The sequence below is a fragment of the uncultured Veillonella sp. genome, from assembly GCF_937981445.1.
In the GTDB taxonomy this organism is placed as follows: domain Bacteria; phylum Bacillota; class Negativicutes; order Veillonellales; family Veillonellaceae; genus Veillonella_A.
On sequence record NZ_CALJON010000015.1, the window covers coordinates 1 to 24,682 of the forward strand.

Consider the following 24,682-nt stretch of genomic DNA (forward strand, 5'->3'; position numbering starts at 1 on the left):
ACTGTAGTAGCTTTAATCTTTGTACCAATCGTATTGATTTACCAAGGTTGGACTTACTGGACATTCCGTCATCGTATCGGTGCTGATGACTTACATTATTAATAGTAAGTACATAAGATAAATTTAATGGCATGAAAACAGCGTATTGTTTTCATGCCATTTTTTTCTTTATTTCAGTGCTGTAGTAGCGTCAATCCTAAGATTAAGAAGAGGCGTGGGATGATTGACTTTTTGTACTTGCAGAGTGGTTATTGCAGATTTCTTATTACAGATTTTTTATTACAGATTTTTTTATTACAGATTTTTTTATTACAGATTTCTCATTGCTTATTAATAGTGGACTGTTTGTGTACACTATAGATTTGTGCGGTGTGACGTAAATTGAGAAATATAAGCTAGGATACTCATGATATAAGGACATTTAAAACTAAGTTATTGTTCTAGGAGATGAATTTACTTATTATGAAAATTTATTAAAGGTATAAGAAAATCTGTGTCGAATTGTATGAATAAGTGCATTTTTAGCGCTTCGGTTAGATTTGCGATTTTTAGGATTCTATGACTCAGGGGAGCTTGTACTTACTGTTCTAAGAAGGAGCTGGCAAAAAGGGGAGGTAGCTTTTTGGTTAGTAGGTAAGACGGTTTCCACATTAGAAAGTGAGATGATGTACATGACAAAACCTATCGCAACCACCTCGCCCGCAGCACAACCGGCAAAGAATCGCAAGCCAATTAGCCTTATTATTAGCTTTTTAGTGTTAATTGCCATTTTGTGCTTACCTACACCAAGTGATTTGTCTACTGCAGGTCACCGCATGATTGCTATTTTATTCTTTGCTATTGTTATGTGGATTACCAGTGCTGTATCGTATCCTATAAGTGCTACATTATTGACGGCCTTGACAGCCCTCTTTCTGGGGACCGCGCCTAATATTGATGCACCGGCAAAATTATTAGGTACAAGTAATGCCCTTAAAATTGCCATATCTGGTTATTCTACACCAGCCTGGGCCTTAGTAGCTGCGGCTATGTTTATATCGGTGGCTATGACTAAAACCGGCTTAGATCGGCGCATTGCATTAAATGTATTATCTCGCATAGGTACTAAAACCAGCCATATTTATATGGGTGTTATCTTTACAGGCTTTATTCTCGCATTTTTTGTACCAAGCGCAACAGCTCGACTTGCTTGTTTAGTGCCGATTATTTTGGGGATTTTAGATAGTTTAGGTATTAATCGTCAAAGTAAATTGGCCGCTCTCTTAATGGTGGGGGCTACGCAAGCTGACACCTTGTGGAATATTATGGTTCAGACTGCAGCGGCACAAAATTTAGTAGCTGTAGGTTTTATCTCACAGCAACTTAATACAACAGTGTCTTGGCTTGATTGGTTATTAGCAGCCGCTCCATTTTCACTTACTATGATTGTAATTTACTATTTCTTATCTATGAAGTTACTAAAACCTGATGAAATGGATTTAGAAGGAGCTCAATTAGAACTACAGCGTCATCTTAGAGAATTAGGGCCGATGAGCTTCAATGAAAAGAAATTATTATGCTTATCTGTGATTCTTCTAGGTTTCTGGGCTACTGGTGGTCATTTACATAAATTTGATACATCTACTACGACGATTGTAGCCATTGCCATTTTCTTATTGCCAGGAATTGGTATTATTGATTGGAAGTATGCACAAAGTCGCATTGACTGGGGTTCCATTGTTATGTTCGGGGCGGGTATTAGTTTGGGTTCTGCTCTATTAAAAACAAAAGCGGCTACTTGGTTAGCTAATGCATTTATCCATATGTTTACATTGGAAACCTTGTCTGTATTCGCCTTATTAGGAACTATTACCTTATTCCTTATTGCCATTCATCTAGGCTTTGCATCAGCTACAGCTTTGGCTTCGGCGATGATTCCTATCGTTATTTCCATAGTGCAAGCCGTTAATATTCCTGGTGTAAATCCAGTAGGTCTTACAGTTATTGCACAGTTCTCTATTTGCTTCGGTTTTATTTTACCAGTTAACTCTCCACAGGGGATGGTGGCATACAGTTCTGGTACGTTTGAAGTTAAAACCTTTATGAAAACAGGGATTCCAATTACAATTATAGGCTATGCCATGTTATTATTAATGGCTTCGACATATTGGCATTGGATTGGCTTCGTATAAGATTTAAGGCATTTGTAGTGATATAGTATTGGAATAGGGATAAGGAGCAGATACTATATATAAAATTATGGGGACAAGCAAATAAAAAGGCTGCCGCTAATTGCGGCAGCCTTTTGTTTTGGGCGAATTAATAAGCAAACTTTTTATTTTGAATATACCAAGTGCGCCATAAATATCCAAGCGCAGCGATTAATACGCCACCTAAGAGGCCCATCCACACACCATAGGGGCCCCAATTAAGAGCGTACATAAAGAAGGCCGCAATGGGAATGCTGGCGCCCCAATAGCAAGTGATGGCAATGGTGGAGATGATCTTAACATCTTTATAGCCTCGTAAGATGCCTTGTAAAGGGGTGCCAAAGGCATCGATAACGGTAAAGAAGACTGCATAGGCTAAGAAGGTGCCAATTAAATCGACCATACTATAATCATTGGTGTATAATGTGGCGATTTGATCTAAATGAGTAAAAGTATAGGCGCTTACACAGATGGCGATAATAATAGCGCTTCCACGGGCAATATATGAATACGTCTTAGCTTCTTTAAACTCTTTGGCCCCCACTTCATAGCCGACGGCAATCGTAGCAGCGGTACTAATACTAAGGGGAAAACCATAGAAGAGGCTGGCAAAGCTATTCGCAGCTTGATGGGCGGCAATGATTTCGGTGCCATATTGCGTGATGACGAGACCGGCTATACTAAAAATGCTGCTTTCACAGAAAATAGCAAGGCCAATGGGAATTCCTATGGAAAATTGTTCTTTTATATATACGAAATCTGGTGTAATCCATTGTCTGAAGAGATTATATTTTCTAAAAGGTTTTCCCCAGATAAGAAGGCCTAGGAAGGCGAGGCAGTTAAACCAATAGGCTATGGCTGTGGCAATACCAGCGCCTAAGCCACCGAGGGCAGGGAAACCAAAATAACCTAATATTAAAGCAAAATCTAGGAAGATATGCAAAGAGATACCAGCTAGCATAATGTACATGGAATATCTAGTGTAGCCGTGACTGTCCACCGTATTACGCAAGGTACAAGTCCAAATGAGTGGTAATATGCCTACACCAATAGCCATCATATAATTAATACAGATTTCATATGCATCAGGGGCTAGGTTGAGATAATTAAGCAAAGGCTTAAGGCCGACGATACCGCTAATAATCAAAAGGGCTGCCAAAATGGTAGCCACGTAGAAACCATGCATTATAGTAACAGGAATGCGCTCCACCTTGTGAGCGCCTCGTAGTTGAGCAAGAATTGGTAATAAACCTAATAGTATGCCTGAAATACCATAGAAGCAGGCCACCCATATATTATAGCCAACGGAAATACCCGCTAAGTCGATGGTACTGTATTGTCCCGTTAGAACAATGGACATAAAGGAGCCACCAGTAATGGCAAATTGTGTTAAAATGACGGGAATAGTTAGTTTTATAAAATTAATGATTTTATCAGTTAAACTAGAATAATGTTTCATAGAGTCAATCCTTTCATCAAAAAAAGCACCAAATCATCTATCTTCAATGGCCTACGAAAGATGCTTTGATGCTTTTTTATTTTTATCCGGCGACAAAAATAAGCAGTCGTTCTTATGTAATTTCTAACTTATTTGGTTATTGTAACATGACTTAAGTAACTTGTCTAATTTTTATTGCCAGATATAGTGATTCTAGTTTAGGACTATATGAGACTTATTTAGCAACTTCTTGAATGATTTGAAGGGCTAGGCGAGCGGAATCATAGAGGTCTTTTTCTAAAATGCATTCATTTTTAGTGTGCACATTAGTCATGCCAACGCCAAGTACAGTAGTTGGTACACCAAAGGCATTGAAGAAGCTCGCATCGCTGCCGCCGCCTGATTCAACTACATTAACAGGGAAGCCAAGAGCTTCAGCTGCCTTGCTGGCGATTTGGATTGTTTCACAATCTTCTGGTAAATCAAATGGATCATAAGCTGGTAATACAGTCACTTCAACTTCTGTACCAGTTTCTTTGCCACCTTCTTCAAAAATGGCTACAATGTCTTTAGTAAGAGCGTCTAATTTGCTCTTTACACGACTTCGAGCTTCTAACATAACTGTAGTAGTTTCAGCTACGACATTGGTAGCGCTACCACCGGTGATGGTACCAATATTACAAGTTGTTTCATCATCAATTCGGCCTTGCGGGAATTTGGCTAAAATCTTGCCTGTGGCGATGATGGAATTAATACCTTTTTCAGGGGCATTACCAGCATGAGCCGCTTTACCAGTGACAACTAATTTAAGTTTGTTTTGACCTGGCGCCTTGCGAACGATGCGACCAGGAGCGCCCGATGTATCAAAAGTAAAGCCATGTTTAGCTTTTAATAAGGACGCATCCATATTTTTGGAACCTTGTACGCCTTTTTCTTCGGCGATGGTAAATACAACTTGAATGTCGCCGTGAGGTAAGTCTTTTTCTTCAATCACACGTAAGGCTTCTAAAATGGCAACTACGCCAGCTTTATCATCGCCCCCAAGAATAGTCGTGCCATCAGACGTGATAAGACCATCTTTTATTTGAGGTTTAATATTGGCACATGGCTCTACACAGTCCATATGGGCTGTGAGCATAATCATTGGTGCTGTTGGAACATTGCCTTTGCGAGTGGCTACAATATTACCTGTATTGCCACCTAGTTTTTGTCCTGCATCGTCTTCTTCGATGGAGAAGCCAAGGTCAGTCAATCGTTTAATCAAAATATCTGCAATTAGACGCTCTTTAAAACTTGAACAAGGAACTTGGATGAACTCTAAAAATTCTTTTAATACGCGTTCTTCATTAATCATGACGATACTCCTTTTACTAATAGATACAAACAGATACAAAGTTAATGCACAGTTACAAACTGATTAAAACCTATACAAAAAGGCCTAACGAAATAGCTATATTTTGTATATAGTTTGTTCTCGCTTGTAGCAAAGGAAAGTACGGATTTTGTCTATTTTGTGCGAAGTGAGTAATGGTAAATAATATCCATTTACTTAGGATTAAAGTTTATTCACAAGAGACAAAATATCCTTGTTTTTCCATATTAAAAGATCATTCATTACTTCTATGATACGTTAAAAAACAAAAAAAAGCCATATTTTTATGATAAAAAGTAAAAACAATTATGCTAAAAATGAAATATGGTATAATACAAGAGCCAATATTGATGGCAAAAGTATAGTTGTAACTAATATTAATGGCAAACGTATAGTTATAAAAAGTACAGTAAGCTGTATAAGTAGTATCAAATAGCTGACAATGTGTAGATGAAAGGTAGTTATAGGAGACGTACGGTTAGTAAAAGGACAGAGCGCGTAAAAGGAAATGGTGTAAATAGAAATAGTGTAAATAGAGATAGTGTAAGCAGCAATCGTGTAAATAGCAATAGTGTAATATAAAAAGGAGCTATATGATGAGTGAATCTAAATTGTGTAGTTGGGCCTATCGAAGTGAGGAAGAGCGTCTATATCATGACACGGAATGGGGCCGTCCCGTTCATGATGATGCAATTTTATTTGAATTTTTAATTTTAGAAACTATGCAGGCCGGCTTAACTTGGACTATGGTATTAAAGCGTCGCGAGTCGATGCGCGCTGCTTTTGATCAATTTGATATAAATAAAATAGCTCTTTATGATGAAGCCAAGGAAGCAGAGCTTCTTAAGAATCCAGGTATTATTAGACATCGCCTTAAAATTGCTTCCTTGCGGAAAAATGCACAAGCCTTTCGCAAGGTACAATCCGAGTTTGGCTCTTTTGATGCGTATATTTGGCATTTTACTAATGGTAATGTCATACAAGGATCTTGGTCAACGCAGGCTGAGGTGCCAGGGGTCACACCATTAGCGGAGAGCATAAGCAAAGATTTAAAGAAGCGTGGTTTTACCTTTGTAGGGCCTACGATTGTGTATGCTTTTTTGCAAGCCATCGGCGTTGTGAATGATCATATTATGACCTGCCCACAGTATAAGGAGTTAAGCCAATAATCTAGGCAGTTAAGCAAATCAATATATACAGGAAGTACTTTTTTAGGAGGATACATAATGAGTCAAGTAACGGTGGGATTAGTAGGAACAGCTACAGTCACAGTGAGTGAAGTTAATACAGCAAAAACAATGAAGAGCGGAGCACTACCAGTCTTTGCCACACCTGCTATGTGTGCTTTGATGGAAGAAGCAGCCTGCGCTGCCATTTCTGCACATTTAGGGGAAGGGGAGAGTTCAGTTGGCACTAAGTTGACTATAACGCATGATGCCCCCTCTGCCGTAGGGGCGGAGATTATGGCGAAGGCAGAAGTGATTTCTGTGGAAAATCGTCGTATTTCCTTCGCTGTATGGGCCTATGATGGCGATAAAGTTATTGGACAAGGGTCCCATGAACGCTTTATTATAAACATTGAAAAATTTATGTCAAAAATAAGTAAATAGAGTAAAATAAAATATGTAACAATAGAGTGTACACTTTATTTACTATTAGGTATAATAGGGGCTTTTGAGATACTAGGGATAGATTGTTGAAAGGGTGAATTAGGGCATGAGAAAACATTGGTACAGTTTGCTAGGTGCTACTTTGTGGGCTGCTTCTGTAGGTACTACACCGGTGCAGGGGGCTGATCAGGACATTAATATTAGCAATTATAATGATTTGGGCATTGTCATTGAGTCAGATAAGCAAGTCACAGTGATTGTGAATCATGAGCCAGCGCCTAGGGTAAGACCGGCTGCCAATGTGACAAGAGATTTTATACGCAATAATTTTTTGGAAGCCGAAGTGCTTTATGACCAGGGCTTTTCAAAGTATGTATACTATCAACTTAAGGATACAAAATCCGATGGGATTCATTTACGCGTATATCAATTTTCAGATAAGGCGAAAGATACACGCATTAGTCGCAGTGATGTGGTACTTCGCAATGGCATTTGTTACACATCGCCTGCACTGATTACCATTTATGACGAAAAAGATGGTCGTGAGATGGAATATGTATTTGAAGGTCAGAGTAAGGCCTATCGTGCTGAAGCGGGACTGTTGAAGGAGTTGACCGCGTTAGGTCTCATAGATAAAATGAATATTGAAGAAAAATAGTATGTGTTTTGAATTATAAAGTATATGGAATTGAAGTAGATTTTAAAATTAAAGTGCAATTAAAAAAGGCTCTCTTTTGAGGGCCTTTTTATTATATATATCGAAAAATATAGTAATGAAAATTGATTTCATTTTTATTGACAGAATGATACTTTAATTGTATTATGATTTTAGAAGATAGTTAGCTTAATTATTTTTCGCAAATTAATAGTCAATACATATTTTGAGAAAAACTATTAATTAAATCCGGATTTACTAGTATGACAGCCTTGAGAGCAAGTGTTCTCCTGAAACCAATGAAAAAGGCAGGTAGATCATAATGAACTCGATTGAAACGATTATCGGATATCATTGTGCGCCGGCAATACGGGGAATCAAGGTGGCGAATCTTGTGGCAATACCGCGAGATATGGAACTTCAATTGACAACGGCTTTGTCGGTGTATAATGCTCAATTTAATGACAGAGGATTATTTTTTTCTGAATTGTGTCATTGCGACCAACGTCGCTTGTTATTGGTGTTTCGTAAGCGCATGTTAGAAGAATATTTGCGTCGCCCTGAACACTTAGCGTTTTTACGCTTATATGGTTATTTACCCAGTGAGTCATTAGACACATGGCTTACTCGATTGCGTGAACGACTAGAAAAACGCTCAGATTTTCCACATGAAATAGGCCTATTTTTAGGCTATCCATTACATGATGTACGCGCTTTTATTCGCTATAAAGGGAGCGGTTATAAATTATGTGGTGAGTGGAAAGTATATGGCAATCCAATGTCAGCGATGCACTCTTTTCATTGTTTTCGGGCATGCAGAAATTACTGTCATACCCAGCTTTTAAATGGTAAACAATTAGAGTCATTAGTAGCCGTAACGGCATGCTAGTAGGAGGTAATAAAATGATTGGTGTAATTTATTGGTCTGGCACAGGTAATACAGCAGCAATGGCAGAAGCAATTGGTAAAGGCATTGCAGAAGCTGGTCAAGAAGTAGTAGTGAAATCTGTTTCTGAAATTTCTGTTGATGAAGCAGCTGCTTTTGATAAAATTGCTCTTGGTTGTGCTGACATGGGTGCAGAACAACTTGAAGAAATGGAATTCGAACCATTTTATGCTGATTTAGAAGGTAAATTATCCGGCAAAAAGGTAGTACTTTTCGGCTCCTATGGTTGGGGTGGTACTTGGCTTGATGACTGGGCAGAACGCGTAAAAGGCGCAGGTGCTACTATTGTAGCAGATAATCTTGCAATTTTAGGTGCTCCAGAAGATGAAGCTGATTGTGTAGCTCTTGGCAAAGCATTGGCTAATGCATAAGATTAAACTTAATATATAAGCATATAAAAGCTTTATATCAAATATAAGACATAAAAAAAGAGGCGATAGAATTTCTATCGTCTCTTTTGGTTTATAGATTTATAAGACAAAAGGCGTGGCTAAATGTGGTGAATAAAACGTTCGATACGTTTTAAGGCTTCTGTAATGGTTTCACGAGATGATGCATAAGAGCAGCGAATACGGCCACGACCGCAAGCACCAAAGGCGGAGCCAGGAACCACGGCAACATGCTCTTGTTGAAGTAGCTGTACAGCAAATTCCATATCATCGAGGCCACAAGCAGATATATCAGGGAAGACGTAAAAGGCACCATCTGGTACAGCAATAGGCAAGCCCATTTGTTGGAAGCCAGATGCAATTAAATCGCGCCGTGCATTGTATTCGTCACGCATGGCTTGAATGGCATCATCGCATTCGTTTAAAGCTACAATCGCTGCGTGTTGCACCGGTGTAGCAGGAGCCACAATACTGTATTGATGGATCTTAAGCGCTTGTGTAATGACGTCTCGTGGGGCACACATAAAACCAATACGAAGCCCTGTCATAGCATAGGCCTTGGAAAAACCATTGAGTATAATAGTACGTTCCTTCATGCCTGGTAAGGCGGCGATGGAGCTGTGCTTTTGTGTATAGGTGAGTTCGGAATAAATTTCATCGCTTACAACGATAAGGTCATGTTTTATGACAAGGGCGGCGATTTGTTCTAATTCGGTTTTAGTTAAAATGGCCCCTGTAGGATTGCTAGGGTAGCCCATTAGTAAGACCTTAGTGCGTGGTGTAATCGCCTTTTCAAGGGCTTCTGGGGTAATTTTAAAGCTTTCTTCTAGGGTCGTAGGAACCATAACCGGAACCCCTTTAGCCAATGCGACTTCGGCAGGATAGGCTACATAAGATGGGTCAGGGATGAGAACTTCATCACCTTCATTGAGCAGTACGCGCATAGATAAATCAATCCCCTCACTGGCACCGATAGTGAGCATGATTTCGTCTTCGGTAAAATCTACACCATAACGATTATAATACCAATGACGAATGGCCTTTCGTAATTCGAGTAGTCCTGCATTGCTAGTATAGCCTGTTTCTTTTCGCTCTAGGCTGGCTATACAAGCATTCAATACTTTCGTTGGCGGTGCATAGTCTGGCTCGCCTACACCAAGGGACAAAACATTGTCCATAGATAGGGCCATTTCCCAAATTTTACGAATCCCAGAAGGGGGTAATTGTTTTGACACTTCGGATATACGATTTTCCCAATTCATAATATCTCTCTCCTTTGATTAGTACGTAAGCATAGTAGGAAATCTCTCTTTATGAATTTAGTGTATCATAAAAAATCTATTTCTAGTAGAGAATCCATTTAAGGCCATCATTAAAGGACTTCATTTAAAGACTTCATTTAAAGAGTGCGTTTAGTGAGGCTCATTTAAAGCGCGTTTTATAAGAACATGAGCATTTTTATTTATTAAAGTAAATTTCTTGAAGTACAGGGGGCATTGAATTAAACATATGGGTAACAACATCTTCTGCAGTTGTATGGTCATCCAATAAGACCCATTCTCTCGTCATACCTATGCCACCATAACAATAAAAACGTATATGAAATTGTAACTGTGGATCTAAGGTATCAAGATGTAGACGTTTTTTTGCTTCTTTGGCCTAGGCATATCTTTTATTCATGACATAGAGCCTGTGCAAGTGATTATGGATCGCTTGATGAGTGGACTTGCGTAAATTAAATCACATGAGGGCATCGTATAAATTACATCACATGAGTGATAGTCCATAAATTAAATCATATAAATATCTTTATAAAGAAGTAAGCAAATTTGCTTACTTCTTTTTTGTAGAAAGCGGTGAGATTATAAGGGCATTTACATTGCAATAAGGGAGAAAATCTTAGGAATATTTCACTCTTTTGGTAGTATTTTAGGCGTAAGTTTTGTAAAATAGATAGGAAGATTCATTATATTGTACTAGTAAGTGCTAGTATGTAATCTACATAAATGTATTGAATGGTACAATGAATGTATACGTAGGATACGCTGCATAAGAACAATAATTCGCACATGCATGATTATCCGTATACATACTGTAATTGGTATAATCACTATACCTACATAAGCACGGTGGTTTGCATAGGTACTATAATTTATATAAGTTAGGAGTTATATATGAAAACTCTCTGTACGGAACGGTTCGTAGTAATCTATCAAATAGAAGCACAAACGTATGAAGAGGCAAAATCAATTGCCTGGTCTGTGCAGGTAGAACAAACGATTGAGTTTCCTTATGATTTTCTATGGGATGAAGATATTAAAAATCAAGTAGTTGGTCGTTTAGAACAACTAGAGCCGAGTGAACCGGGTTTTTATTGTGCGCGCATTTCCTATGGCGTAGAGACAACGGCTTTTGAAGCGACTCAATTATTAAATGTGATTTTTGGTAATTCTTCTTTACAACCTCATATTTGGGTTATTGATGTAGAATTACCGGATTCGCTATTGGCTCATTATGGTGGTCCGCGCTTTGGGATTAGTGGCCTACGGGAATTGACGGGGGTAACAAATCGAGCCTTTTTGCAGGCCGTAATCAAGCCTATGGGCTTATCTGTAGAAAAATTAGCGCATATGTGCAAGCAATATGTGCTGGGCGGTGCCGATGTTATAAAAGATGACCATGGTATTACTGACCAGCCTTTTGCTCCTTTTAAAGAACGTATAGCACGCTGTGCTGATGCCATCGGGGAAGCTAATTTGCAAAGTGGGGGTCATACTTTGTATGCTGCCAATGTATCGGCTGACGGTGAGGCCGTATTAGAACGTGCTTACGAAGCCAAAGAGGCTGGCGCAACAGCACTTATGGTAGCGCCGGCTTTAGTGGGCTTTGGTTGGCTATATCGTTTGGCAGCTGATAAAAACCTACAATTGCCGATTATTAGTCATCCTGCTTTTATGGGAGGCTTTGCCTTGCCTGGTGTAAGTGGCATTGCCGATTATTTATGGATGTCATTTTTTCCCCGTTTATTTGGGGCTGATATGCCTATTTTTGTTTCCTATGGTGGTCGGTTTACCTTTTCTAAAGAAGCATGTCAACGAATTCATCATTATTGCACTAAGCCCGTAACAGGCTTGAAGGCCGCTTGCCCTTCACCTGGCGGTGGCGTAACCGAGGCTCGCTTACCAGAGCTTTTAGATGCCTATGGTAAGGACACGATGTTCTTAGTTGGAGGCGATATGTTTAGGCGAGGTCAGGATTTACAAGAAAATACAAAGGTGTTTATCCATATATTAGAACAACATGCCTACTAGACTATATTTATTAGATTATACTGGTTAGGTTATGTCTATTAGATTATGCTTATTAGACTATATCTACTAAATTATATTGGTTAGGCTATGTCTATCAGATTATGCTTACTAGACTATATCTACTAAATTATATTGGTTAGGCTCTGTCTATTAGATTATGCTCACTAGACTATGCTAACTAGATTGTGTTAGCTAGATATGTTAATTAGATTATGTTTACTAGTGCGCTGTAGCTGGTGGCTGGCTATGATACTGTAATTTTCTAGGATTGAGTCCTGTAAGATATTAAAAATGGGACCGCGTCGTGTAAGATGTTAAAGAGAGATGAGTACAATGACAGAAGAATTACAAACTAAGTTGGATAATTTAATGGCTCAGTTAAAGGCCATGGAAAGTGTAGTGGTGGCGTTTTCTGGTGGTGTGGACAGCACCTTTTTAGCTGCCGTGGCACAGCGTGTATTAGGCGCTAAGGCGCAGGCGTTTACAGTGAGCTCACCGACCTTACCGAAGCAAGAGATTCTCGACGCAAAGCGATTTGCAAAAGACATAGGGATTACACATACGATTGTAGAAATTAATGAATTGGAATTGCCTGATTTTGTGCGCAATGATAAAAATCGTTGCTACTACTGTAAAAAGAATCGATTTCAACAATTGATAGATTGGGCCAAGGCGCAGGGCATTGCGGAAGTATTGGATGGAGGCAATGTGGACGATACCAAGGATTATCGCCCCGGTATGCGGGCTTTAGAAGAATTGGGCACAGTGAGGAGCCCTTTATTAGAGAATGGCTTTACTAAAGAGGATATTCGCACTGTAGCAAAGGAGTGGGGCTTCGCTGTATGGGATAAGCCTAGCTCTCCTTGTTTGGCTACACGCGTTCCCTATGACCACGTAATTACTGGCGAAGCCCTTGCCATGGTTGAGGCTGGTGAGGCGTATTTACATAAATATATTCATACCCCTTTGCGCGTTCGTTATCATGAAGGTATGGCGCGTATCGAAGTAGGGGACGCAGAATTTGCGTTGTTTACCGATTCGGCATTTCGCAATCAAGTAGTAGCAGCCTTTTTAGCCTTTGGATTTACCTATGTAAGTATTGACTTACAAGCCTTTAAAAGTGGCAATTTAAATCGCGAAGTAGAATCGACTAAATAGGTAGCGTAATAGATTTAGTTAGTACAAAGAAGATGGAGTAATAGTGGAAGAATCAGTAAATAAAATGGCTGTTCATGTGTTAGCCAGTGGTAGTAAAGGGAATGCCACTTTGATTGCTTACAAAAAGACCTTGCTGCTTGTGGATGCTGGCATTAGTGCACGTCGTATTGTACAAGGAATTAAGTCAGTAGGCCTGCGTCCAGACGATTTGACTGGTATTTGTATTACACACGAGCATACGGATCACATGAATGGACTGGCACAATTGGTAAAACAATATGATGTGCCTGTATACACTAAAGCCTCTACGTGGCGTGAAATCGTAAGACGTAAGGCTATTAATTTTAAACAATTACATGAGTTGACACGAAATCACCTGACTGTTGGTGATTTAGAAGTTGATATATTTAAAACAAGTCATGATGCGGTGGATCCAATCGGTCTAAGTTGTTATGGCGGGGATTCTAAATTGACCTTTATGACTGATACGGGTATTGTAGAAGAGGCTATGTTAAAGCATATGGATGAAAGCAATTTACTCGTATTAGAGGCGAATTATGATCCCCAAATGTTGCGGTATGGCCCCTATCCGGCGGATTTAAAACGCCGTGTAGCAGGAGCCGAAGGGCATTTGAGCAATGAAAGCGCAGCCCAAGCGTTACTCATGATGAAGCGCCCTAATAATTTAAAAGTTATTATGGCCCATAGGTCCGAAAAGAATAATGCAGAACCAGTGGTGGACCATACAGTATCAAAATTGTTAACCCAAGAAGGTCTATTGGTGGGAACTGATTTACAGATTTTTCATGGCCAACCTAAAGAGATTGTAAGCATTAAATAAGATTAGGAGGTATGTATGGACTCTAATAAACGTTATATATTTGTGATTATAGCCCTTGTTCTACTCATAGTGGGTGGTGTAGGTGGCTATATGTCTAAAGACTTTTTTAATGTGGCACAAAATACAACGAAAGAAACAGTTCAGGTAGGTAGTACAGGGGGCAAAAAAGATGTACCCTTAACAGCTAATCGTGATACTGCCATTGTAGAAGCCGTGAAAAAGGCGGGCCCTTCTGTAGTTGGCATTACTACAAAAGTGTATGGCCGGGATGTATTTGATCAACAAGTTCTTGTTGGTGAAGGCGTGGGGTCAGGCGTGATTATAGATAAAGCCGGTTATATTGTAACTAATTATCATGTGGTGGCTCGCGCGCAAGACAAGTCTGTGACTGTATCCTTAACGGACGGTAGCTCTCAAAAGGGGACGATTGTAGGCGTGGATCCACTAACTGATTTGGCAGTGGTTAAAATAGAGCCTAAGGATACATTACCTGTAGCCACATTAGGCGATTCAGATAATTTACAAGTTGGTGAACCGGCGATTGCCATTGGTAATCCTTTGGGACTAGAATTTCAAGGCACAGTTACAGCTGGCGTTGTAAGTGCTTTAAATCGCATGATTGATATGGAAACGCAGCGCTTTCCTTTAATCCAAACGGATGCAGCTATTAATCCAGGGAATTCTGGTGGTGCGTTAGTGAATGCAGATGGTGAAGTCGTAGGGATTAATAGTGAAAAAATTGCCCATACTGGCATTGAAGGCTTGGGTTTTGCCATTCCTATTAATGAAGTGAAGCCAATTGTGAAATCCCTAATTGAAAAAGGCAAAGTGGTGCGTCCTTATTTAGGTTTAGCCTTATTGGATAAAGCAGGGGCTGCTAAATACGGCTATGCGTTACAACGCGATGGATTGTTAGTGGCTCGCGTATATTCTGATGGCCCAGCAGAAGCAGCGGACATTCATGAAGGGGACTATATTATTGGTGTAGGTGAAAAAAGTATTACTAATTTAGTAGCTTTAAAGCAAATTTTAGATAGTCATAAGCCAGGAGAAACACTAGAGCTTACCATTGTAAGTGAAGGCGTAGAACGCCGCATCTCTTTACCTCTTGGTACTATGCCGGAGAGCGAATAAAGATATGAAATTTACTATTATTACTATAGGCAAATTAAAAACGGCTTACTTGCGTGAGGGCGTAGAGGAATTTGTAAAGCGTTTAGCACCCTATGGAGGCGCTACTATTATAGAGCTCAATGAAAGTAAACAAAGTAGCCATGATGCGGCACAGCGAGCTGCCATAGTTGAGGAAGAGGGCAGTCGAGTAATGAAGCAAATTGCCAATAAAGCCTTTGTGGTTCTTTTAGATGTAAAGGGCAAGTCCCTTTCTTCAGAAGAGTTGGCGGCCACGATTCAGCGTTTAGAGGTAGATGGCATTAGTGAAATGACCTTTGTCATTGGCGGTGCCTTTGGCGTTTCAAAGGAATTGCGTCAACGCGCTAATCTAGCCTTGTCATTTAGTGCCATGACGTTTACTCATCAAATGGTGCGTTTATTGTTGGTGGAACAATTGTATCGTGCATGTAAAATAAATAGAAATGAACCCTATCATTGGTAATAAGGAGGAGTCATAGTTGGACAATCAAAATGAGTTTTTTGGTTTGCCCTTGCCAGAGCGTTTAATGCAAACACAGGAGTTAAAAGGGTCTGGTGCATTTTATGAACTGTATAAGGATAGTGTGGAAACGGCGGAAACCGTATTTAAGGAAAATGGGGCGTATATTGAAGAATTAAAAGCTAAGTTAGATGAGTGTCAGGCGGAGGTAGCGCATGATGCTAATGAAAGCGAGCGTCGCCAAATGATTGATCGCAGTGTGAGTGATATAGCCCATTCTAATAGCCTAGTGCTTACCGCTTTAAATGCCTATGGTGATGCGGCGAATAAGATTAAAGTGTTAGAAGAAGGGGGCTTTGCACAAAATTATATTTTGCAGCGAAAAATTGACTTAGTTAAGCAAAATACTGATTTTAATATTTTGCTTACGACTTTGACGAATTATATGCAAATTATAATTAATGCTTTAGAATCTGAGTTGGCTGTTACAGATTCGGACACTGTAGCGGTTCAGCCTGGTGGTGCAGAAGGAGAGGCACAACAGACTGCTAGTGAAGAAGCTAAACATGTAGAGCAATTATCCATTTACCAATCTTGGTTACAACAGACTTATAAAGTAAATACGATTATTGAACGTCGCTTTATATTTATTGAAGCATTGTTACGTGCTTTAAAAGTTGATTTGACAAATCTTCAAGTTCATAAAATGGAACAAGATGTGCAAGAACGCAAGCAAGCCATTGCTAATCAACGTTATAAAAAGACCTTGGAAGATGTGCGAGACTACGATGATTTAGAAGGCCAATACCGTCATCAATATGATGAAGACGGCAATCTTATTGAAACTGTGCAAGGTGGTGAAGGTGGCAATAAACGAGGTATTATGGTAGCGGCTACCTTACTAGGCTTGGTAATCATTGCTATGGCAATTTATATATTGGTGAAATAACTTGTAAAAAATAATAAGAAATTTAAATTATGAGAAGGAATTTCCCTATTCATTGTCTAACTATATGTATATAGAATAGATTTCGAGAGAGATAACATCGAAGGGAGGAATTCATATGTTAATTTCTGAAGTTATGAACAAATATCCAACTACCATTACGGGAGACACTACAATTAGTGAAGCTGCCCAGCTTATGGTTAAATACAAAGTAAATGCTATTACTGTAGTCGACAGCAATGATAAGCTTAGAGGCATTATTACGGAAGGTGACTTACTTTACAAAAAAGTTAGACCTCATGCACCTCATTATGTCAATGTATTAGGAGCTAGTATTTATTACAGTGGCATTGGTGAGTATAATGCACAGTTTAAGAAGCTCTTGGCCGTCCATGTAGAAGAATTGATGACTAAGGATGTCATTACTTGCAAGGCGACGGAAGAAGTGGAAGCTGTGGTAGCTACTATGTTAGAAAAGCATTTAAAAACTGTGCCAGTCGTGGATGACCATGATGTATTAGTTGGCGTATTTAGCCGTCAAGATGTGGTGGAACTTATTGCTAAAGATTTATAATCAGACTGTTAAGGCGCATAAAGGGCGTAAGCCCGGTCCTAATATGGTTTAAACGTTCCATAAAAAGCTTAGGAACCTCCTAAGAATTCCCTTATAACTATAAGTCGTAAGTGAATAGCATAAACGATTTGTTAAAAAATTTATGAGCAAGGCCCTTTTGCTAGACAAGAGAGCCTTGCTTGTATGTTAGGATGAATTATTTTTGTGCGTTCTGGCGTATTATTAATAAAACTAGCAATTTATATAAGAAAATTGCAATCAATGAAGTTTTATGATAAGATTAGGAATGCAATATAAAAAAACAGATTTTGGGCATACGCCCTCAATAATTTTGGGCTCGGGCCCTCAAGGAGGACATATTTTCATGAACGCAACTGTAACCCCTGTTGATCAACATAAGGTAACATTAACAATTGAAGTACCTGCAAAGGACGTAACTAAAGGTATCGCGCAAGCTGTAAAACGCATTGCTGGTCAAGTAAATATCCCTGGTTTCCGTAAAGGTAAAGCACCTCGCCGCATTTTAGAAATGAACTTCGGCAAAGAAGCAATCCTTGAAGAAGCATTTGATACATTAGCTGGTCGTGCTTACCAAGAAGCACTTCGCGCTAATGACCTTACACCAGTAAGCGAACCTGAAATCGAACGCGTAGCTTTCGAAGAAGGTAAAGATTTAGTATTCAAAGCTACTTTTGTAAAACGCCCTGAAGTAACTCTTGGCGACTACAAAGGCTTAGAAGCTGAAAAAGGCGATATGACTGTAACTGATGAAGAAATTCAAGAACAATTAGATAATATTCGCAACCAACAAGCAAAAATGGTAGTAGCTGCTGAAGGCGCTAAAATTGAAACAGGCGATTTCGCAGTTATCGACTACAAAGGTTCTGTTGACGGTACTCCATTTGCTGGTGGCGAAGCTAAATCCTATCCATTAGAAATTGGTTCTGGCAACTTTATTCCTGGCTTCGAAGACCAATTAATCGGTCATGTAGCTGGCGATGATGTAAAAGTTACTGTAACATTCCCTGAAGAATACCATGCAAAAGAATTAGCTGGTAAAGAAGCTGTTTTTGAAGTTCATGTAAACGATATTAAACGTAAAGAACTTCCTGAATTAAATGATGAATTTGCTAAAGAAGCAAGTTCTTATGAAACATTTGAAGAATTAAAAGCAGACCTTAAAAAACAAATGGAAGTAGACAAAAACCGTCGTGTAATGGACGCGTATGCTACTGAAATTGTTCAAAAGGCTGTAGAAAACTCTACTGTAGACATTCCTGAAATCATGGTTGAAGAACGCGTTGAACAAATGATTCAAGAATTAGCTATGAACATGGAAAGCCGTGGTTTGAGTTTAGATCAATATTTCCAATTCTCTAACCAAACTTTAGATGGTCTTAAAGCTGAATACAAAGAAAGCGCAGCTAAAAATGTACGCACTGACCTCGTATTAGAAGCAGTTGCTAAAGCTGAAAATATCGAAGTAACTCCAGATGACTTAAACATGGAAGTGTTCACTATGGCTCGCCAATTCGGTGCTGACCCTAAAGAAGTTTGGAATGTTATTGCAAAAGAAGGCCGTGTGTCTATGTTGGCTAACTCTGTAGCTCGCAAAAAAGCAGCAGGTTTCATCGTTGCTCATGCTAAAGGCAACGAAGCAGAAGCAGCTAAAGCTGAGTAATTAGCGATAGCATATCTAGCCATCTAGGTACATGGACATGAGGTGTATTATGTATGTACCAATCGTGGTAGAACAAAGTGGACGCGGTGAGCGTTCCTATGATATTTATTCTCGTTTGTTAAAAGATCGCATTGTCTTTTTGGGTGGCCCTATTAATGATGAAGTAGCTAATGTAGTCATTGCTCAATTATTATTCTTAGAGGCTGAAGATCCTGATAAAGATATCCATCTCTATATTAATAGTCCTGGTGGCGTTGTAACAGCTGGCATGGCTATTTATGATACAATGCAGTACATCAAGCCTGATGTATCTACAATTTGTGTAGGTTCTGCTGCTAGTATGGGTGCGGTACTTTTAACAGCCGGTGCTAAAGGTAAACGCTATGCCTTACCACATGCCCGTGTTATGATTCACCAACCATTAGGTGGTGTACAAGGTCAGGCTACTGAAATTGAGATTCATGCCCGTGAGATTTTACGTATGCGTGAAGAATTAAATGGCATCATTGCCTCTCATAGTGGTCAAGATATGGAACGCGTTAAAGCGGATACTGATCGCGACAACTTTATGAGTGCCCAAGATGCTGTAGCATATGGTTTAATTGATGAAGTGCTAGAACGGCCGTTATCAATTAGTAAATAATGATAACTAGGAGGACTAGGCTTGAAAAGAAACGATAGAGAAACTTTACGTTGCAGTTTTTGTGGAAAAACTGGGGATGAAGTTCGAAAATTAGTAGCAGGTCCTAATGTATATATTTGTGATGAATGCGTAGAAGTTTGTCAAAATATTATAGAAGATGAGCTAGGCCATGATAGAGACGGTGGATTTACCTTATCTCATGTGCCTACGCCTCATGAAATAAAAGCATATTTAGACGAATATGTAATAGGACAAGATGCAGCTAAGGTTTCACTAGCTGTAGCTGTATATAATCACTACAAACGTTTACAGGTGAATAATACAGTAGATGATGTAGAACTACAAAAAGCAAATGTATTATTCATTGGTCCTACTGGTAGTGGTAAAACTTTATTAGCCCAAACCTTGGCTAAATTATTAGAAGTGCCGTTTGCTATGGCTGATGCTACAAGTTTAACAGAAGCTGGCTATGTAGGGGAGGATGTGGAAAATATCCTTCTAAAGCTTATCCAAGCCGCTGATTATGATGTAGAGAAAGCTGAGCGAGGCATCATCTATATTGATGAAATTGATAAAATCGCTCGTAAATCGGAAAATCCGTCCATTACGCGTGATGTGTCTGGTGAAGGGGTACAACAAGCGCTGCTAAAGATTTTAGAAGGCACTGTAGCATCCGTACCGCCACAAGGTGGTCGTAAGCACCCTCACCAAGAGTTAATTCAAATTGATACAACTAATATTTTGTTCATATGTGGCGGTGCCTTTGATGGCTTAGAAAAAGTAATTTCTAAGCGTACAGCAAAGAAAACATTAGGTTTTGGTGTTGACATTCAAAAGCAAGAAGAAAAAAATATTTCTGCCATTTTAAAAGAAGTGGTGCCAGAAGACTTGCAAAAGTTTGGTCTCATTCCAGAATTCATTGGTCGTTTACCAGTTATGGTAACCTTAGATCCATTGGATAAAGAAGGATTGATTAAAATCCTAACTGAACCACGGAATGCTTTAGTTAAGCAATATCAAAAGATGTTGTCTTTAGAGGATGTGGATTTGGTGTTTGAAGACGAAGCCTTGCAAGAAATTGCCTCTTTGGCGCTTGCGCGCAATACGGGGGCTCGTGGCCTTCGCTCAATTATTGAGAAGGTTATGAAACAGGTGATGTATGATATTCCTTCACAGGAAGATATTAAAACATGTATAATTACCCGTGCTGCTGTGGAGGGCACAGCAGAGCCGATACTCAAAAAATGAGTGAGCCCTTAAAGGCACGAATTAATTGTAAGTCTAAGAAACTCATTTCCTCGGGAATGAGTTTCTTTTTATAAATATAAAATTTGGAAAGGAGTCTATATGAGCGAGACCACATTTTCCCTACCTTTAGTGCCACTGCGTGGTATGGTAGTATTTCCAAAAGTAGAAGTACGTCTTGAAATGGGACGCGATAAGTCTATTAGAGCAGTTGAAGAAGCTATGGCTCATGACCGTCTATTAGCCGTGTCTGCACAATTAGACGATGAAATAGAAAATCCTACAAAAGATGAAATCGCTGAAGTAGGTACCATTGTAAAAATTAAACAAATGCTTCGCCTTCCTGGTGGGGTTGTGCGCGTTTTAGTAGAAGGGATTACGCGGGCTAAGGTAGTAGAAATTACAGAAGGTCCAGTGTATTACGAAGCTAAAATGGAGACCTTAGTATCCGAGTATGGCGATCAAGTTGAAACGGAAGCGTACCGTCGATTAGCACAATCTAATTTTATTAAATGGGCGGAAGAAACAAAACTTGTTACAGATGATGAAATTCGCCGTGTCATGGAGCGCACGGATCCATCTGAAACAGCAGACCAAATTGTACAGTTTTTACAAACTGAGATGGTAACCCGTCAAAACTTTTTAAGTGAGCTCAATGTATTGCGTCGTCTCAACATGGTTGTGGGGGCCTTGAATATGGAATTACAGATTTCTGATCTAGAAAATTCTATTAATAATCAAGTGCGTCAACAAATGGAGAAAGCGCAAAAAGAATACTTCCTACGCGAGAAAATTCGCGTAATTCACAATGAGTTGGGCGATAAGTCTGACCCTGATGAAGAAGCACAAGAACTTCGTGAGCACCTTCGCGAGTTACATGTATCTGGTGATATTCGCGAGCGTATTGATAAAGAAATCTATCGGTATAGCCGCATGCCATCTATGATGCCAGAAGCTAATATTCTTCGCAACTATTTAGATTGGGTATTAGCTCTTCCTTGGGATAAGGAATCTGAAGATCGCTTAGAAATTGATGAAGCTAGCAAGATTTTAGACGCTGACCATTATGGCCTTAAAAAAGTTAAAGAACGTATTTTGGAGTTCTTGGCTGTGCGTAAATTATCTGATTCCCAAAGTGGTTCTATTCTTTGCTTAGTAGGGCCTCCTGGGGTAGGTAAAACGTCCTTGGCTACATCCATTGCTAAGGCTATGAATCGCGAATTTATTCGCGCTTCCTTAGGCGGTGTGCGCGATGAAGCTGAAATTCGTGGTCATCGTCGTACCTATATTGGAGCTTTGCCAGGCCGTATGATTCAAGGCTTAAAAAATGCAGGCACACGCAATCCTGTATTCTTGCTTGATGAAATCGACAAATTAGCGTCTGATTATAAAGGGGATCCATCCTCAGCTTTGCTTGAGGTCTTAGACCCAGAACAGAATAAATCCTTTAGTGATCATTTTATAGAATTACCATTTGATTTCTCTGATGTATTTTGGATTACTACGGCCAATGTACCTGGCAATATTCCAGGACCATTAATGGACCGTATGGAAGTAATTGAACTATCCAGCTACATGGAAGATGAAAAATTAGAAATTGCTAAGCGCTACTTGGTGCCAAAGCAAATTAAAAAGAATGGTCTTGCCGGTAAGGGCGTAAAACTATCTGATGCAGTTCTTCGCAAAGTTATTTCTGAGTATACTCGTGAAGCAGGGGTTCGTACGTTAGAGAAAACAATTGCTAAAATTTTACGTAAAGTAGCCTTTGAAGTGGTTGGTGGCTCTGAAACAACACCAAAAGTGACGGTTAAAAATCTGCCTAATTATTTGGGCGCACCGATTTACTTAGAACAAGAACGGGAGAAGAATGCGCAAGTTGGCTTAGTATGTGGTCTCGCTTGGACCTCTGTAGGTGGTGTTGTATTGCCATGTGAAACAACGACTATGACAGGGACTGGTAAATTGTCCTTAACAGGGAGTCTAGGTAAAGTAATGCAAGAATCTGGACAGGCTGCGCTCTCTTATATTCGTCATAATGCTAAATCCTTAGGTATTGCAGATGACTTCCATAAGACTTTGGATATTCATGTTCATTTGCCTGAGGGTGCAACGCCAAAAGATGGTCCATCTGCTGGTATTACGATGACCTTGGCTATTGTATCAGCTCTTACGAACCGAAAAGTTCGCGCTGACTTGGCGATGACTGGCGAAATCACATTGCGCGGTCGAGTTCTTCCTATTGGGGGCTTAAAAGAAAAATTATTAGCAGCCCTTCGCTATGGTATAAAAGAAGTATTTATTCCTCATGGCAATATTAAAGACTTAGAGGAAATGCCTGCTTCAGTTATAGAAGGCTTGACCATAACACCAGTTAAAACTATGGATGATGTATTAGCACGAGCGTTTGTAAAATGAAGAAAAAAAAGCAAGTAAAACAACAGCCCAAACCTGTATATACGCGTAAGGCCCCTACGGGGCCGCGCATTATTGCGTCCCAATATGTGGCTTCTGCAGTACGGCCTGATCAATATCCAGACGGAGATACTGTAGAAATCGCCTTTTTAGGGCGCTCCAATGTAGGGAAATCTTCCTTGATTAATTCTCTTTGCAATCATCGAGGTTTGGCCTTAGTGAGCGGGCAACCAGGTAAGACAAAAACAATTAATTTCTTTGCTATTACTTCTAAAGAAGATATTAGTGAGGAGGCGGAGCAACGATATGAGTGGTTCCTCGTTGATTTACCAGGCTATGGCTTTGCCAAAACAGACAAAAGCAATCGCAATATTTGGTCATCATTTATTGCTGATTATATTTTAAAATCAGACAGACTTATGTTACTATGTTTATTAGTGGATGCACGTCATCCTGACTTGCCTATCGATCAAGAAGCGTTTAATTGGCTTCGTGAGGCGGGTGTGCCATTACAAATTGTGGTTACTAAAACAGACAAGTTAAATAACAAAGAAAAACAACAAAGTCGGCGTCTCATTAAGGAGCAATTTCCTACAGCGGAGCCGCCAATATTTTATAGTTCATTAAAACATACGGGACGTGAATTACTGTTACACCGTATTAATCAAGTGATTTTGGGGGACGAGGAATGAGTTTGGAAAGAGAAACGCAAATATTAGCACAAGTACAAGCTGACCTAGTTAAGGTTGATGCTTATTTGGCTGAGTCTTTGCAGACTGGTTCTGAAGACTTTAACCAATTGATACGCCCCTTATCCGCTGCAGGGGGAAAGCGCTTACGAGCCCGTTTAGCGCTTCTCATTGCAGGGGCTGGTACATCAAAAGAAAGCGAACGCGTGCCTATTGCGGCAGCTATAGAAATGCTGCATTTAGCTACTTTGATTCATGATGATGTGTTGGACCAAGCTGCTGTACGCCGTGGCGTGCCAGCCATTCATTGTAGCAAAGGCAATAAAGTGGCCATTTTAAGTGGGGACTATTTATTTGCCAAAGCTTTTGATATTGTAGCCGATGTAGGCTCTGTAGCAGTGCTAAAAGCATTTTCCTTTATTATTACCTCCTTAGTAGAAGGGGAGTTTATGCAAATGGAAGATGTGTTTAAAGTTGATCAGGGTGTGGATCGTTATTTAACTAAGACGCAGAAGAAAACCGCTGATTTTATTGAAGCATGTATGGAAATTGGTGGCTTATTAGGCCAATGGCCAGCAGAGCAGATAGCGGCACTGAAACAATATGGTCATGGCCTAGGTATGGCCTTTCAAATTACTGATGATATTATGGACTACAGTGCGACTTCTGAAACTACGGGTAAACCAGTAGGTAAGGATTTAAGAGAAGGTCTTATTACCTATCCCTTGCTCAGCATTGTAACAGAGGCGAATCAAGACGCTGTTAGTTCCTATGTGCATGCTATCGCTGATGGTGCTGAAGAGAACAAGCTCATTGATTATGTTGTTGATCATGGTGGCGTAGCCAATGCCATTGAGTTAGAAGCAAGGTATGAAAAGATGGCCAGCGAAGGCCTACAGAACTTGCCAGAATTTGCTGGTAAGTCCATGCTCTATGATATATTAAATTCCTTGGCTCATAGAAAGGTGTAA

The 24,682-nt window shown here is 39.7% G+C and carries 22 protein-coding genes; 19 read left to right on the forward strand and 3 right to left on the reverse strand.

What is annotated here, in order from left to right; translation table 11 throughout:
• Positions 1–671: 671 nt before the first annotated feature.
• Positions 672–2,171, forward strand: a complete 1,500-nt coding sequence (locus Q0376_RS03180) for a DASS family sodium-coupled anion symporter (RefSeq protein ID WP_298703994.1) — start codon at positions 672–674, stop codon at positions 2,169–2,171.
• A 127-nt stretch (positions 2,172–2,298) separates the two neighbouring features.
• Here the strand turns inward: Q0376_RS03180 and Q0376_RS03185 are convergent, their stop codons facing one another.
• Both Q0376_RS03185 and Q0376_RS03190 read right to left on the reverse strand, forming a co-directional pair.
• The gene (locus Q0376_RS03185; protein ID WP_298703997.1) at positions 2,299–3,648 is read right to left on the reverse strand and encodes an MATE family efflux transporter; all 1,350 of its coding nucleotides are present in this window, start codon (positions 3,646–3,648) and stop codon (positions 2,299–2,301) included.
• Positions 3,649–3,862: 214 nt separating this feature from the next.
• The gene (locus Q0376_RS03190) at positions 3,863–4,981 is read right to left on the reverse strand and encodes a M20/M25/M40 family metallo-hydrolase (protein WP_298704000.1); all 1,119 of its coding nucleotides are present in this window, start codon (positions 4,979–4,981) and stop codon (positions 3,863–3,865) included.
• 614 nt (positions 4,982–5,595) lie between these two features.
• Between Q0376_RS03190 and Q0376_RS03195 the strand changes: the two genes are divergently transcribed.
• The 5 genes from Q0376_RS03195 (at position 5,596) to Q0376_RS03215 (ending at position 8,581) form a co-directional block, all read left to right on the forward strand.
• Positions 5,596–6,168 carry a DNA-3-methyladenine glycosylase I gene (locus tag Q0376_RS03195; protein ID WP_298704004.1) on the forward strand — a complete coding sequence of 191 codons (573 nt, stop codon included), beginning with the start codon at positions 5,596–5,598 and terminating at the stop codon, positions 6,166–6,168.
• Between the two features lie 57 nt (positions 6,169–6,225).
• Complete coding sequence (locus Q0376_RS03200) at positions 6,226–6,609, forward strand: thioesterase family protein (RefSeq protein ID WP_298704007.1); 384 nt, start codon at positions 6,226–6,228, stop codon at positions 6,607–6,609.
• 106 nt (positions 6,610–6,715) lie between these two features.
• On the forward strand, positions 6,716–7,267 hold the full coding sequence (locus Q0376_RS03205; RefSeq protein ID WP_298704009.1) for a hypothetical protein: 552 nt from the start codon (positions 6,716–6,718) through the stop codon (positions 7,265–7,267).
• A gap of 319 nt (positions 7,268–7,586) precedes the next feature.
• Positions 7,587–8,153 (forward strand): DUF3793 family protein, encoded by a 567-nt coding sequence (locus Q0376_RS03210; RefSeq protein WP_298704011.1) that lies wholly within the window; start codon positions 7,587–7,589, stop codon positions 8,151–8,153.
• Between the two features lie 14 nt (positions 8,154–8,167).
• Positions 8,168–8,581 (forward strand): flavodoxin, encoded by a 414-nt coding sequence (locus Q0376_RS03215; protein WP_298704014.1) that lies wholly within the window; start codon positions 8,168–8,170, stop codon positions 8,579–8,581.
• 119 nt (positions 8,582–8,700) lie between these two features.
• On the opposite strand, the gene Q0376_RS03220 is transcribed toward Q0376_RS03215, so the two are convergent.
• Positions 8,701–9,861, reverse strand: a complete 1,161-nt coding sequence (locus Q0376_RS03220; RefSeq protein ID WP_298704017.1) for a pyridoxal phosphate-dependent aminotransferase — start codon at positions 9,859–9,861, stop codon at positions 8,701–8,703.
• 912 nt (positions 9,862–10,773) lie between these two features.
• Between Q0376_RS03220 and Q0376_RS03225 the strand changes: the two genes are divergently transcribed.
• From Q0376_RS03225 to Q0376_RS03285, 13 genes are all read left to right on the forward strand, one after another.
• Positions 10,774–11,910, forward strand: coding sequence for a RuBisCO large subunit C-terminal-like domain-containing protein (locus tag Q0376_RS03225; RefSeq protein ID WP_298704020.1), 1,137 nt, complete (start codon positions 10,774–10,776; stop codon positions 11,908–11,910).
• Between the two features lie 324 nt (positions 11,911–12,234).
• Positions 12,235–13,068, forward strand: coding sequence for an ATP-dependent sacrificial sulfur transferase LarE (larE, locus tag Q0376_RS03230; protein ID WP_298704023.1), 834 nt, complete (start codon positions 12,235–12,237; stop codon positions 13,066–13,068).
• 43 nt (positions 13,069–13,111) lie between these two features.
• A complete protein-coding gene (locus Q0376_RS03235) occupies positions 13,112–13,909 on the forward strand; it encodes an MBL fold metallo-hydrolase (RefSeq protein ID WP_298704026.1) in 798 nt (265 codons plus the stop codon).
• Between the two features lie 15 nt (positions 13,910–13,924).
• Positions 13,925–15,043, forward strand: a complete 1,119-nt coding sequence (locus Q0376_RS03240; protein ID WP_298704029.1) for a S1C family serine protease — start codon at positions 13,925–13,927, stop codon at positions 15,041–15,043.
• A gap of 4 nt (positions 15,044–15,047) precedes the next feature.
• The gene (rlmH, locus tag Q0376_RS03245; protein ID WP_298704032.1) at positions 15,048–15,524 is read left to right on the forward strand and encodes a 23S rRNA (pseudouridine(1915)-N(3))-methyltransferase RlmH; all 477 of its coding nucleotides are present in this window, start codon (positions 15,048–15,050) and stop codon (positions 15,522–15,524) included.
• Positions 15,525–15,540: 16 nt separating this feature from the next.
• On the forward strand, positions 15,541–16,470 hold the full coding sequence (locus tag Q0376_RS03250) for a hypothetical protein (RefSeq protein ID WP_298704035.1): 930 nt from the start codon (positions 15,541–15,543) through the stop codon (positions 16,468–16,470).
• Positions 16,471–16,585: 115 nt separating this feature from the next.
• Positions 16,586–17,041 (forward strand): CBS domain-containing protein, encoded by a 456-nt coding sequence (locus Q0376_RS03255; protein WP_298704038.1) that lies wholly within the window; start codon positions 16,586–16,588, stop codon positions 17,039–17,041.
• A gap of 364 nt (positions 17,042–17,405) precedes the next feature.
• Positions 17,406–18,722 carry a trigger factor gene (gene tig, locus Q0376_RS03260; RefSeq protein WP_298704041.1) on the forward strand — a complete coding sequence of 439 codons (1,317 nt, stop codon included), beginning with the start codon at positions 17,406–17,408 and terminating at the stop codon, positions 18,720–18,722.
• Positions 18,723–18,771: 49 nt separating this feature from the next.
• Positions 18,772–19,365: an ATP-dependent Clp endopeptidase proteolytic subunit ClpP gene (gene clpP / locus Q0376_RS03265; protein WP_298704044.1), complete on the forward strand. Its 594-nt coding sequence runs from the start codon at positions 18,772–18,774 to the stop codon at positions 19,363–19,365.
• A 21-nt stretch (positions 19,366–19,386) separates the two neighbouring features.
• Entirely contained in the window at positions 19,387–20,613 is a 1,227-nt protein-coding gene (gene clpX, locus Q0376_RS03270) for an ATP-dependent protease ATP-binding subunit ClpX (protein ID WP_298704047.1), read from the forward strand.
• Between the two features lie 99 nt (positions 20,614–20,712).
• Positions 20,713–23,025: an endopeptidase La gene (gene lon / locus Q0376_RS03275; protein ID WP_298704049.1), complete on the forward strand. Its 2,313-nt coding sequence runs from the start codon at positions 20,713–20,715 to the stop codon at positions 23,023–23,025.
• On the forward strand, positions 23,022–23,714 hold the full coding sequence (gene yihA / locus Q0376_RS03280) for a ribosome biogenesis GTP-binding protein YihA/YsxC (RefSeq protein WP_298704052.1): 693 nt from the start codon (positions 23,022–23,024) through the stop codon (positions 23,712–23,714). Before lon ends, yihA begins: the two co-directional genes overlap by 4 nt.
• A complete protein-coding gene (locus Q0376_RS03285) occupies positions 23,711–24,682 on the forward strand; it encodes a polyprenyl synthetase family protein (protein WP_298704055.1) in 972 nt (323 codons plus the stop codon). Before yihA ends, Q0376_RS03285 begins: the two co-directional genes overlap by 4 nt.